The organism is Metamycoplasma faucium (assembly GCF_045160055.1).
GTDB classification, from domain to species: domain Bacteria; phylum Bacillota_I; class Bacilli_A; order Mycoplasmatales; family Metamycoplasmataceae; genus Metamycoplasma; species Metamycoplasma faucium.
This window is the reverse complement of the sequence record NZ_CP088155.1, coordinates 638,437-652,348: the sequence shown is the minus strand read 5'-3', so window position 1 is coordinate 652,348 and position 13,912 is coordinate 638,437. Positions and strand designations below refer to the sequence as shown.

Genomic DNA, 13,912 nt, shown 5'->3' with positions numbered 1-13,912 from the left:
AAATTATTTGAATTAGTCTTTAATAAGCAATTAAAAGATACAATTTATATCAATTAAAACTCTAGAATTTTAATAAATATATATAAAAATAGTACGCTTTTTATAAAAATGATGATAATTTTATTAATATAAGTAATAAAAATATAAATAACGGTGATTATTTTGATTGTATTGATCCAAATAAAATTATTCCAAACAAAATAGTAAATAGTAGTAATTTAATTCAAAAACAAAAGGATTTTGCTACAAACAGGAAAATTAATTATATTGATAATTATTTAAATTATTTTAATTTAAAAGGGTTGAACTTATTTAAATTTAAAAATTTTATTCAATACAAAGAAACTGAAAATAATTCATTGATATATCAATTAAATAATTCATATTCATCCTTATTTACTTTCAAAGATGATACAGAAATTAGGGAATATTTAAGAAAAATTAAAACAGAAGGGATTAAACCTCAAACTAGATATACAATTGTCGGAATTGAAAGTACGTTAACTTCACACGGAATTAAAATGTTAATTAATGAACTAGGTTTTAATGATCCAACTACTATTACGAATAATTATCGTGCAATATTACAAAAACTTATTTTACCTTCAACAGAAAAAATCTTTTATATAAACAATGGACATAAATATTTAATGGATTTAAAATATTTTAATTTGTGAAATATTGAATTAGATAATGAAAAACATTATTTTGAAAATTCACGTGATATTACTAAATTTATTATTAAATATATACATTTAAATGCAAAACTTGTTACAAGAAACGGAGAAAGATAATGAAAAAATTATTTTTATTAACACCTTTTACTTTAATGTCAACTTTACCATTAATTTCTTCAAGATGTGTTCACGAAGAAACTCAAGAACAAAAAGATGAAAAATTAGCTGAAAAATATGAAAAAGAATATATTGATAAACAGAAATATGTTTTTGATGATTTTGAGCAATTTCAAATGAAAGATGAATATTTTAAAGAAGTAGAAGTAAATAAAAACTTGTGAAAAGATCCTAAAAAGCTAATAAAAGCATATCGTTTTACTGAAGAATTTTTTAAGTCTGTTGATAAATGGTATAACGACTTTCAACATAAATTTAATATTTTTAAAAAAATTATGAAAAAATATGCTTCAAGAGAAATAATTGAATATAAAAATTCTAAAATTCAAGAGGATCCTATTGATTTATATTATGTAAAAGAAGTTAAATTTGATTTTTCAAGAGGAATGAATGCGCAATCATATTATATGAGGTTAGGAAATTATGCACTTGAACAAATATTTAATTTATTTAATATTCCTAATTTAAATTTAAAGATTTCATTTGGATTCACTACATGAAATTGATTAAATAAAATGAATATAAATAAAACATATTATTCAAAAATAAATATTACTTCATCATTTTCAACAACATACAAAAGTGAAAAACAAAAAATTCGTGAAATATTTTCAATACCTAAACCTTATTATAAAAATGAGCATTTTATGACATATCCTGCAGGAGAACAAATTTATCAAGGAAAAGGTGATTGAAAACCAAAAATTAAATTTGAATCTCTTAGAGGGCTTAATAAATATTCTTCACCAAATGAATTATTGCATTTACGCTATGAAAGATCATTTGACTATGGTCTAAGTGATATTGACCAAAATTATCTTAAAGAATATGGAAATGTAAACACATTTAAATTTGCGAGTTATCGTTTTGAAATAATTGAATATGATTTTGAAAAACCTTTTGATGCTCCTCCCTCAAAAGTAGATAAATTTACATTATCAGAACATGGAGATTAATTATTTATCCTTTTTATAAATTTAAAAGAATTTGTTAAATAATTTTATTAATTTTTTTAATAGTTATTAAAGAGTATATATAAATTAAATTATTTTAAAAATTTAAACGGAAAGAGAAACCTTATGAAAAAAGTAATTTGTGTTATTGATATGTTAAATGGATTCACAAAAATTGGACCACTATCTAGTGATTTAATTAAAAATATTATTCCAAATATTGAAAATTATTTAAATATCAATAAAAAAATTAATAATTTATTTATTTGTGATTCGCATTCAAAAAATGATATTGAGATGAAGCAATATCCGTTACATTGTTTAGTGCAAACAGAAGAAGCTGAAATAGTTAGTGAATTATTACCATACGTTAAAAAAATAGTTTTGAAAAATACTACTAATGCATTTCATCATATTGATATAAATGAAATATCTAAATATGATAGCATTGAAATTGTAGGTTGTTGTACTGATATTTGTGTTTTGCAATTTGCCATCTCATTAAAAACATATTTCAATAAAATTTTAGTTGATAAAGAAATTATTGTTTACGAAGATTTAGTCGCAACTTTTGATACCGATGATCATAATGCAAATAAATATCATTCTTTTGCTCTTTCTTTAATGAAAGAAGCTGGAATAATAATTAAAGCTTTTAAAGACAAATAAAAAAAGAGCTAAATGCTCTTTGCTACATTGTAATATCAAGTGCAACACTATGAGATAATTTATAGGGTTGCATTTTTATATAAAAAAAGAGCAACCATTTTGCTTCAGAAGGCGGTTACTCATGATTAATAATTATAATCATTTAAATTATACCAATAGAATTCTAATAAAAGAATATTTAAGTAAAAATTACTCCATTAGGAAAATATCTAAAGAAATTAAAAAAAGTCCTTCAACCATATCACGAGAAATCAAAAGGAATTTTGATTGCTTTAATTTAGAATACAATCCTGAAATAGCTGATACAAAAGCTATGAGTAGACATAAACACAAGTTTTATTTTTGAGATCGTCGTATATATGAAAAATATGAAGATTTTACTAATCAATTTGTAGCATTATATGATGGTAAAAAATGAATGGTTGAAAATACTTATTTTTATATTAAAAATAATTTTAATTACCCGATCCCCTCGCTTAAAACAATTTTTAATTGGATAAATTCAGGAAAATGAGCTATACAACGGAAACAATTACTGCGAAGATATTATAAAAAGGGTGGAAAAAGAGCAAATACAAATATAATTGATAGATTAGTTGGAGCTAAATATGTAAAGCCAATTTGAACTCGTCCACAAGAAATTAATGATAGATCTGAGTTTGGTCATTGAGAATTAGATCTTATTTGTGGTAGAAATGTTCGTGGTGCATATCATATCATTACATTTGTTGAACGAAAAACTAGATTTTGCTATACAGCAATGATAAAAGGAAAACATCCAGATAATTTAAATAGAATTCTTTCTAAACTTATAGGTTCTAACAATATTCCTGTTAGATCAATTACAACTGATAATGGATTTGAATTTAGAAAATTAGGATTATTAGCTTATAAATTTGATATATGCATATATTTTGCAGACAAATATGCATCTTGACAAAAGGGAACCAATGAAAATTGAAATGGTTTATTTAGAAGATATTTTCCTAAAGGAACTAATTTTAATGAAATTGATCCTGAATTAATTAAAGAAGTAACATTAGAAATTAATTATAAACGTAGAAAAATATTGAACTGAAATTCTTCATTAGAATATTACAAGGAAAATTTAATTGAAACTTACAATAAGATTTTTGAATAATTATTAATATTTAATTTCAAAACACTATGTGTTTATTTTTAACATATTTTTTTAATTTTTTAGTACATGAATTTTTGAAAAAAGATAAAATAAAATATGAAGCACATAGTGTTGCACTTCATATTACTTTCTAGCAAAGAGCTAAATGCTCTTTTTGTTTATCAGTTTCCTGAAATGGTACGCCCTAGAGGACTCGAACCTCTGACCCAATGGTTAAAAGCCATTTGCTCTACCGCCTGAGCTAAGGGCGCATATGGTACCCGAAACTGGACTTGAACCAGCACGACCATTACAGTCAGAGGATTTTAAGTCCTCAGCGTCTACCATTCCGCCACTCGGGCATTTTAAAAATGCGTATTTATTATATAACATTTTTTTTATTTATAATTTAATTACTATGAATAAATTTAATGAATGATATGAATACTATGAAAAAAATAAAAATGCTATAAAAGCAATTACAAAATATGAAAAAAATAATGACGAATCATTTTTTAATCAAATTAAATTAATTGACAATAAATTTGTTGCAAAAAAAGGATTTGGTAATAACAAATTTAATGAAGTTACAATTAAAGCAATAACGAAAGCTTTCGTTTCTTTTTTAGTGATTAACCAAAAAATCCAAAGAAAATTAAACGTTTTGATCTGTGCTGATGAATATTTTACTACAGACGATAATTATCTTTCATATATGAATCAAGTTTTAAATGCTTATGGATTTAATGCATATTGCTTCAATAATAATTTTGCAGTCACAAAACAATTTTTATTATTTTCAATTAAGAAAATCAAAAAATTAGATGCAATAATATATTTTTCTAAATTTAATAATCGAGATTTTTACAACATTGATTTTTTGGACAATAAAGCTAATAATTTTTCATCGACTGAAATGTTAAATATATATGAAATTTATCAAAAACTAAATCCTTTCTTGATTAAAGCATTTATGGATAGGCCAATTTATTTTGATGTTGATAAATTATTAGATGAATATGCCGATTTTATTATGAATTTTAACTTTAATCAATTAGGTAATAAAATTTTAAATTTAGGTATTTATCCCTCACCAACTATTAAACCTTTTGTAAAAAAAATTTTAGGATGAAATGATATTTCATATTCTTTTATTAATAATAAAAATGTAGATGATTATGAAATAAATCGTAAAAATATATATCTAGCTTCTAATTATGACTATATTTGTAAATTTTCATATGATTATCAAAAATTATATTTATATGAAAAAAAATCTAAAGGAATCATTAGTAAATATACATTAGTTGATCCTTTAATAATTTATTCTGTTTATTTTTACTATATAAATAATAGTTATCCAACTAATGATAATTATTCACAAATTCAAAATTTAATTTGTTCCGATTCTCTTGACTTAGAAATATTTCATATGTTATCAAATCGTTATAACATTAATTATCAACATAAGTTTTTAAATAATTTAGATTTTAATAATTTGGAGAATAATACAATATATTTTTCGGAAAATAATAAATTTTATATTAAAAACGATATGGTAAATATTAGCGATAGTATGTTAATGCTTTCAATACTTTCTGATATGTTAAATTATTTAAAAACTCAAAATTTAAAATTATCAAATATGTTTGAACTCCAATCTAAATCATTACCTAAAATTTATTTGAATAGTTTTTCAATTCCTGTTGCTAATGAAAATATAGATGCTTTTGAAACAAAAATGTTTTTACAAAATAGTATTAATTTTCATGATATTACAAATATAACCGATTTAAGAAATATTAAGGATGATCGTGAAAAATATATTTGTAGAATTGATTTTAACACTAATGAATGAGTTACCATTAAATATTCATTTGAATATAATTGCGCAATTTTTAATGTTTGTGAAACCACTAGAACAAAAACTACACTTTTTAAAAAAGTAAAACAATTTTTTAAAAAGTTTTTATTTGGATATGATGTTTATATTCTTGAAGATTTACGCAAAAAAGTTACTTTAGAATTCAAAGTTATTGAAAATAATGATAAGAAATAGAGGCTTATGAAATATCCACGACTAATAATAAATGAAACTAAGTTTAAAAATAATGTTAAAGTTGCAATTGATATTTGTAAGAAAAATAATATTGATGTTTTAGCGGTTACTAAAGGTTTTTGTGGTAATAGAAGAATGGCTGAACTTTATTCAGAGTGCGGAATTAAGTATTTTGGTGACTCAAGGCTTGAGAATTTTGATGTTTATAGTGATATTGAGGGACATAAACAACTTTTACGTATTCCATCAATTTTTGAAATACAAGATGTTGTTAAAAAATGTGATTCAAGTTTAAATGGTGATTTAAATGTTATTCAAAAAATTAGCAAATATTGTCTTAATCAAAATTTAAAACCACACAAAATTGTTCTAATGGTTGATTTAGGTGATAGGCGCGAAGGGGTTCTACCGGAAGAAACTTTATATACAGTTGATCAAATTATCAATTTAAAAGGCGTTGAATTAATTGGTCTTGGTTGTAATTTCGGTTGCTATGGAGCAAGAATTCCTTCTGATGAAGCCATGCAAATATTTGTGGATTTAAAGCATAAAATTGAACAAAAATATAATATAAAATTAAGTCATATGTCCGGAGGCAATTCATTAAGTCTACATCTCGTTTGAGAAAATAGAATGCCCAAAGAAATAAATTTTTTAAGAATGGGATTTGCGATGATATTTGGAACTGAAGATATGTATCGTAAAACGATAAAAGGTATGTTTCGTGATGCGTTTAGATGTCAAGCAGAAGTAATTGAAGTTGATTATAAAAGTTCTCTTCCGGTTGGTAAGTGTGGTATTGATGCCTTCGGTCATAAGCCTTATTTTGAAGACATAGGTGATATCAAAAGAATAATTGTCGGTATCGGTAAACTTGATACTATGTTCGATGCAATGATTCCAATTGACAAAGATTTAAAAATACTAGGTGGTTCAACAGATCATTTAATTATTAATGCTAATGATTCAAAGCATAATTATAAAGTTGGCGATATCATAAATTTTGACTTAGATTGAGGTTCGCTTTTATATTTATTTAATTCAAAATATGTTGAAAAAATTTTTGAAAAATAAAACCATAGATTAAATCTATGGCTTATGTAAGTTAAATACAATAACTAAAGGCTGAATTTATTGATGAGTTATCACTTGAATTGTCTCATTTATAATTTAAGTCTTTGGTTTTAATTTCACCCTTTGGTGATGATACTGATTTACCAAGCCCAACCAACGAACTTATAATACTAATTCCTGTTGGTATTATTGTGCTAACTAATGTTGTTATGAAAGCAGAAATTGCAAATCCACCAGCAAATTTTTTAGTATTCTCAATATCTATTTTTTTAAAATTGTTAATTTTTTCCTCCTTACACTTTCATTCTACTTATAAAAAGTATTTTTGTTTCAAAATTGAGAAAACTTTGGTAAAACTTTGGAAAATTTTGAGAAAATGCAACATTATAAGGTCATTACAATGTTGCATTAACTATTAATTGTTATTTAATTATCTAATAAGTATTATTTATTTTTTTTAATATCTTTTTCATGTTCATGAAATGATTCGTAATTTTTAATATCTTTTTCATGAAACGATTCTAATCTTGTAAGTCTATATTCAATTGAATCTAATCTATTTTCAATAGAATCTAAACGTTTTGAAAATAACTCATTGAATTTCTTTTGTTCTGCAAATTGCTCAATCACAAATGTTTTAAAGTTTTTAAAATCAGCATCCATTTTATCAATTTTTATATTGATTTTGTCAATTGCCATTAGAACTATTTGTTGAAATTCATTTTGTTTCACAATTTTACCTCTATCATTTTTAATGATTTTGTTATTTTCATCAAATACAATAATTCCATATTTGATGTTTGAATCATTTTCATCTTCTTCTAAATAACATTCTACATCATTATAATTTTTTGTAAGTTTAATTAATGATTTTTCTTGATGCTTATGCTCAAGGTTTAGCATTAGTTTTTTGTATTTCATTTTTCCTCCATACATTTTCATTCTAATATAAGATAAATAAGAAATTCCAAAATTGAGAAAACTTTGGTAAAACTTTGTGAAAACTTTGGAAAATTTTAAGAAATCTAAATAAAAAATTGATTTGCATTTTATTTTGCATGTTTTGAATTATTTTTTGCATTTTATTGCTTAATTAAAGTAATAAGTGTTTTTTTTTTTTTTTTTTCATTTATCATTTTTAGATTTAATAATAAGTTTAAATTATTAATAAATAAAACTTACAAAAAAGGAATAAAAAAATGCCAGAAACAGTAAAAAAATACTACATTATGCAAAGATTAAATGCAACAACTAAAACTCCTGTTTTTTTCTTTAATGAAATGGGAGTAAAAACCCCAGCAAAGCAATTCAATGAATTTACATTAGCATTAAAAGCTTATATTGATATAGCTAAAAATTTAAAAGAAAAAACCATTCTTTATTTTCACAAAGATGGTTCTTATCGTGGGTTCACTCTTTTTAAACAAGCAATGTTAATTGCGGATAAAATATCAAAATTGAAAATTAATAATTTAGTAATTATTGATGAACTTGAAAAAAATAAATTGATTTCACCTATTTCAGTAAATAGTCAAGCTTCTGAAGCAACTATGGCAATGGCCGTAACTGCTTTAGATTTAGATAATAAAGCTAAAGATGCTAAATTTATTTTGTCTAATACACAAAAAGCAATTGATGAAGTTGTAATTAATGATTTAAAAGCTGATTTACCAGGTTTTCAAGTTGAAATCATTAAAACTGTAGTTAATGAAAATAAATTAGATATTTACTACACCATATCAAAAGATGGTAAAACAAAGTCTTCACCATTCATTAAATCAATGACTGGATTCGGAACTCAAAAAATTGAACTTTCAACCGCTAGATCAATTTATGAAGATATGAACATTAAAACTCAAGTAGATGCAAACTTGAATAAAAAATTTCAAGTTAAAGCATGAATTTTTTTCACAACTTTAACCGTGATGATTGCATTAAGTATCATTTTATTAGTATTAGTTTTAATTAAAAAATAATTGATAAATCCAAACGGAAGGATAAATATGTCTATTCAAAACAATGGAAATAAAAAAACTCTTAATCTTCAAAAAGAAAAAAACAAAAAAATAAAGACAATAAAAGCATTGGCAGGTTTTTTAGGAACTGCTGCTTCACTTCAATTTATAGCTGCAGGTGCAGTAGCTGCTAAGAATTTAGGCAAAAAAATAATTAATAATCGAGATTATCAAAAAGAATTTGATGAAATTTTAAGAAATAGTTCTAAATTAACTCCTGAAGCAATTAAACAATATAAAGACAAAAATATAACTGAAGTTAACATTCCTGAAAATGTAAAAGAAATTGATGAGAATACATTTAGAGGATTTAAAAATGTTAAACGAGTAACAATAACTAAGTCAACAGGTTTGATTGGTAAAAATGCATTTTCAAATATGAATTCATTAGAAGAGATTTGAATTAAGGACAAATCACATATTATTGGAACAAGTGACTTAAAACCAAATGTTAAAATTAAATATGGTGAAGAAACTTATTCAATTGAAGAATGAAAAGCAAAATGAAATCAAGAAAATCTAACTTTAGAAGATAGTATTTTATCATTATCATATGATGCCTTAAAAAATCTAGATAAAATTAAAAATGTTGATACTAATAAAGCATCATCAATTTCGACAGATGCTTTTTCAGGTTTAAATTTAAACTCATTAACTTTAAATGATGAATTAAAAAATGCTAAAAACAATATATTTAATGAATTAAATATTCAAAAACTTTTAATAGGAAAAGCATTATTAGCTAATCCTATTAGAATGCAATTAAAGAAATTTAGTGAAATTAATCAAGTTGATATATTAAATACTATTTCAGAAATTCCAGACGATGCTTTCAATGGAATTAATATAAAAAATATTAATCTTTCTTCAACAATTACAAAAATTGGTAAGAGAGCATTTCTTAATTCAAATATTACTACAATAGATTTAAAAAATGTTTTAGAAATTTTAGAATCTGCTTTTGAAGCATCAAAATTAAAAACAGTTAAATTTAACTCAATATTAAAATCTATTGATAAGAACGCATTTGCAAAATGTAATTTTTCAGAATTAGATATGTTTGATCAAGTTGATAGTTTACATGATTTGGCATTTTCTGAAACTTCAGTTTCTCATTTAAAAATAGGAAAATTGCTTGAATATAAAACTATTAATAAGGTTTTAACAAAATTAAGTTCAATTGAAAACTTAACAGTTAAAGGAAACATTGAAAAAATTCCTTCATTTTCATTAGCGGAACTTAATGTTAATAAATTAACTCTTGAAGAAGGAGTTAAAGAAATTGAAGCTAATGCTCTTGATTTTGCAAGTATTAATCACTTAAAAATTGCTGATAGTTTAGAAAAATTGCATTATCCTTCAAATCCTTTAAGTGATACATCAGGTTCATTTTCTAATGTTAAGAAAATACAAACTCTTGAAATAGGTTCAGCATTAACTAAATGTAATGATTTAAGAGAACTGTTTTTCTATGGAAAAAATAAAGAAATTAGTAGATTTACTGAGCTAAAATTAACTGATTCTATTAATTCGTTAAGCAAAGATATGTGAAATTCATCAATTGGTAATAAGATAATGAATTTAAATAAAATAACAATTCCTGAAAAACATACTTCGCTTGGAATTGATACGTTTAAAAATGTTAAATTTTCAAATATTAATTTAGAAAATATTACTCATTTAGGTGAAAACAATTTTTACTCATGTGACGATTCATTAAATTTAAATTTAAGTGACAAACTAACAACCATTAATGCAAGGGCGTTTAAAGATACAAATTGTTTTACTAAAGATAAACCTTTAGATCTTAAAAATGTTACTGAAATTGAAGAGTCAGCATTTGAAAATTCAAATATTTCAACATTAGATCTTAAACTAACCAAAAATATTGGTAAAAGAGCATTTTTCGGATCAAAAATCGAAACTGTTGAAGGTTCACAAGAAATAATAAATCTTGGTGAATCAGCATTTGAAAATGCATCTAAACTAAAATATATAAATAATGTTAATATTCAAAAAATTGGCGCTAAAGCATTTAAAAACTGTATAGAACTTAATAAAGTTTCTACTTTAGCATGTGATGAAATTGCAAATGAAGCATTTTATAACTGTACTAACTTAGAACATATTACATTAGATAACATTAAAAATATTGGTAATTTTGCATTTTATAATACTCAATCATTAGAAACTGCAAACTTGGAAAATGTTGAATCATTAGGCGAAGCAGCATTCCAAAATTCAAATCTTAAAGAAATTGATCTAAAATCATTAAAAAATGATACTTGAGTTTCGGCTTTTGAAAATTGCAAGAACTTACAGAAAGTAGATAATTTTCAAAATAATAATGTTAGAAAAATTCCTAACAACGCTTTTAAAAATTGCTCAAGTTTAATATATATTAATACTATAAATATAACTTCTTTTGGTGACTATGCATTTTACCAATGTAGCGAATTTGTTTCAAATGATTTTACAAATGTAAAAGAAATTGGTAATTTTGCATTTAAATCTTGCAAAAAAATACAAAATCTTCAATTTCCATCTGAATTAACATCTATAGGTGAAGAAGCATTTGCAGAGTGTGATCTTGATGCAATTAAAATGCCTAAAACAGCAGCATTTATTGATAAAACTGCATTTAAAAATGCAACAGTAAAAGCACTTGGAATCGGTAAATTATTAGAATATCAAGGTATAAATGATATTTTAACCAACATTAAACGCATTAGATCTATTTCTGTGTTTGGAGATATTGCTAAAGTTCCATCATTATCATTAGCAAAAATTGATGTTGAAAAATTACAATTCCATGAAGGCATTCAAGAACTTGATCGAAAAGCATTAGATCAAGCAAAAATTAAACATTTAAAAGTTTGCGATTCATTATCTAAACTTCATTATGCAACAAGACTTGGTGAAGATGAAGATGATGATGGTTCTTTTTCAAGAGTTAAAAAAATTGAAAAACTTGAAATTGGTAAAGCATTAACAAATTGTGATGATTTAAGAGAGCTATTTTTCTATGGTGAAAGCAAGAAAAATAATAGATTTTCAAATTTAACATTAACTGAATCTATTGATCAATTAAATAAAAATATTTGAAATGCTTCACTTAATAATAAATTAATAAGTTTAAATAGTATCACTTTACCTGATAAATTTACTGAATTAGGTTTAAGAACATTTGAAAATGTTAAGTTTGAAAATATTAATTTAGATAACATTACTCATTTAGGTGAAAGGAATTTTAATTCTTGTGATGAATCATTAAATTTAAATTTAGGTGAAAAAATAACAACTATTAATGCAAGAGCATTTGAAGAAGCAAAATGCTTTAGTGAAGAAAAACCTATTGATTTAAAAAATGTAACAAGAATTGAAGAAGGAGCTTTTAGAGGTTCTAACATATCTATTTTAAATACAAAACTAACAACATATATTGGTAAAGAAGCATTCCTTAGTTCTGAAATTAAAGAACTTAATGGTGCAAACAATTTAAAAGATATAGATGAATATGCATTTAAATATGCAGAAAAATTAACTAAAATTGAAAATGATGGAAATTGAAATTCAATAGGGAAAGGTGCATTTTATAATTGTAATTCTCTTAGAGAATTTAAACTTAAAAGTTCAACAATTACTGAAATTAAGGATGAAACATTTTATGGATGTTCAAGTCTAAAAAGTGATGGAATAGATTTAAGCAAAATTACAAAAATTGGTCATTCAGCATTTAAAGAATGCATAAATTTAACTAACATTGATTTAAGAAATATTGAAATTATTGGTGATTATGCATTTTATAATTGTTATTATTTAAAATCATTAAATAAATTTAATAAAGATGTTGAAGTTGGAGATTCTTCTTTCCAAGGTTGCACAGAATTATCAAATGTAAATATTGATAAGTGTAAGAAATTATCTAGATATTCATTTTCTAAATGTGAAAATTTAACTAATGGTATAGAAAAAATAAAATTACATGATGATATTATTGAAATACCTGCAAACTGTTTTGAAGGAATTCAGCAAACAAATAAGTTAGAATTAAACATAAATAATGTTAAAAAAATAGGAGATAGTGCATTTGCTAATGCAAAAATGGTTCATATTTTAAATCCTAAAAAGACTTTAACTGACGTTGGATATGAAGCATTTAAAGACACTTCTGCAGTTGATATTGATTTTGAAATATTGGAAAATATAGGCAGTTCAGCATTTAAAAATACAAACCTTAACAAAAAAGATATAGTATTTAAAAATTTAAAGACTATGGGTGAATATGTATTTGAAAAAAATCAAAATATAAATTCAGTGGATTTTTCGAAAACAAATATTAAGAAAATTCCTAATAATACTTTTAAAGATTGCAAGAGTTTGACTAATGTAAAGCTTAATAATAAAATTGAAGAAATAGGTTTAGGAGCATTTGAAAATTGTACTTCTTTAGAAAATTTAGACTTATCTAAGATTAAAAAAATAGATCGTTTTGCATTTAGAAATTGTGCTAAATTTACTGAAATTAATTTAGCTAATATTGAAGAGCTTGAAGAATTTGCTTTTGATGGATGTTCTTCTCTTAAAAATGTAAACTTATCAAATAAATTAAAGAAAATTAATAGATATACCTTTGCAGAATGTACTTCTTTAGAAGAAATTAATTTAAATAATATTGAAGTAATTGAACAAAGAGCGTTTACTAAAACTAAATTAAAATATTGTAATTTTAGTAATTTGGTTGAATTAGGTGATAGTGCGTTTGCAGATTGCAATTTTCCTTCTACATTTAATTTAAAATTTTATAAAAATACTAAAATAGATAATTATGCATTTGCAAATTCAACTTTTTCAGGACTTTCATATATTGATTTCAATTCTAAACAAGTTGAAATTGGTGATTCCGCTTTTTCAAAAATTAAAGGAATTACATCACTTATTAATACTCAAAATGTTAAGGAAGTACAAAGATTTGCATTTTATAAATCTTCTCTTTCTGGTTTAGGCCTTAATCCTAGATCTATATTCCCAAATGCTCAATTAGGGGACTATATATTTGGTGATTAATTTTTAGGAATAATTTATAATTTCACTTAAAACTCACAATTATTACTTGTGAGTTTTATTTTTTATATCTTTACAATAAAATTTATTAAATACTATTAAAC

General features: G+C 23.6%; 9 protein-coding genes and 2 tRNA genes. 8 read left to right on the top strand and 3 right to left on the bottom strand.

Features of this window, described 5'->3' with window-relative positions; translation table 4 throughout:
- Nucleotides 1–302 precede the first annotated feature (302 nt).
- From LQ356_RS03075 to LQ356_RS03060, 4 genes are all read left to right on the top strand, one after another.
- A complete protein-coding gene (locus tag LQ356_RS03075; RefSeq protein WP_405311436.1) occupies nucleotides 303–794 on the top strand; it encodes a hypothetical protein in 492 nt (163 codons plus the stop codon).
- Complete coding sequence (locus LQ356_RS03070) at nucleotides 794–1,810, top strand: hypothetical protein (RefSeq protein WP_405311435.1); 1,017 nt, start codon at nucleotides 794–796, stop codon at nucleotides 1,808–1,810. The genes LQ356_RS03075 and LQ356_RS03070 overlap by 1 nt, the downstream gene beginning before the upstream one ends.
- A 123-nt stretch (nucleotides 1,811–1,933) precedes the next feature.
- Nucleotides 1,934–2,476 carry an isochorismatase family cysteine hydrolase gene (locus LQ356_RS03065; RefSeq protein WP_405311434.1) on the top strand — a complete coding sequence of 181 codons (543 nt, stop codon included), beginning with the start codon at nucleotides 1,934–1,936 and terminating at the stop codon, nucleotides 2,474–2,476.
- Nucleotides 2,477–2,597: 121 nt separating this feature from the next.
- Nucleotides 2,598–3,617 (top strand): IS30 family transposase, encoded by a 1,020-nt coding sequence (locus LQ356_RS03060; protein WP_405311432.1) that lies wholly within the window; start codon nucleotides 2,598–2,600, stop codon nucleotides 3,615–3,617.
- A 175-nt stretch (nucleotides 3,618–3,792) separates the two neighbouring features.
- Here the strand turns inward: LQ356_RS03060 and LQ356_RS03055 are convergent.
- Both LQ356_RS03055 and LQ356_RS03050 read right to left on the bottom strand, forming a co-directional pair.
- Nucleotides 3,793–3,868, bottom strand: a tRNA-Lys gene (locus LQ356_RS03055).
- A 3-nt stretch (nucleotides 3,869–3,871) separates the two neighbouring features.
- Nucleotides 3,872–3,958 (bottom strand) — tRNA-Leu (locus LQ356_RS03050).
- A 56-nt stretch (nucleotides 3,959–4,014) separates the two neighbouring features.
- On the opposite strand from LQ356_RS03050, the gene LQ356_RS03045 reads away from it, so the two are divergent.
- Complete coding sequence (locus tag LQ356_RS03045; RefSeq protein ID WP_405311430.1) at nucleotides 4,015–5,655, top strand: hypothetical protein; 1,641 nt, start codon at nucleotides 4,015–4,017, stop codon at nucleotides 5,653–5,655.
- Between the two features lie 6 nt (nucleotides 5,656–5,661).
- Nucleotides 5,662–6,729, top strand: a complete 1,068-nt coding sequence (locus LQ356_RS03040) for an alanine/ornithine racemase family PLP-dependent enzyme (RefSeq protein ID WP_405311428.1) — start codon at nucleotides 5,662–5,664, stop codon at nucleotides 6,727–6,729.
- A 444-nt stretch (nucleotides 6,730–7,173) separates the two neighbouring features.
- Here LQ356_RS03040 and LQ356_RS03035 read toward each other — a convergent pair whose 3' ends face one another.
- Entirely contained in the window at nucleotides 7,174–7,650 is a 477-nt protein-coding gene (locus LQ356_RS03035; RefSeq protein ID WP_405311426.1) for a hypothetical protein, read from the bottom strand.
- A 278-nt stretch (nucleotides 7,651–7,928) separates the two neighbouring features.
- Between LQ356_RS03035 and LQ356_RS03030 the strand changes: the two genes are divergently transcribed.
- Nucleotides 7,929–8,705: a hypothetical protein gene (locus tag LQ356_RS03030; RefSeq protein WP_405311424.1), complete on the top strand. Its 777-nt coding sequence runs from the start codon at nucleotides 7,929–7,931 to the stop codon at nucleotides 8,703–8,705.
- 27 nt (nucleotides 8,706–8,732) lie between these two features.
- A complete protein-coding gene (locus tag LQ356_RS03025; protein ID WP_405311422.1) occupies nucleotides 8,733–13,811 on the top strand; it encodes a leucine-rich repeat protein in 5,079 nt (1,692 codons plus the stop codon).
- Nucleotides 13,812–13,912: the final 101 nt, after the last annotated feature.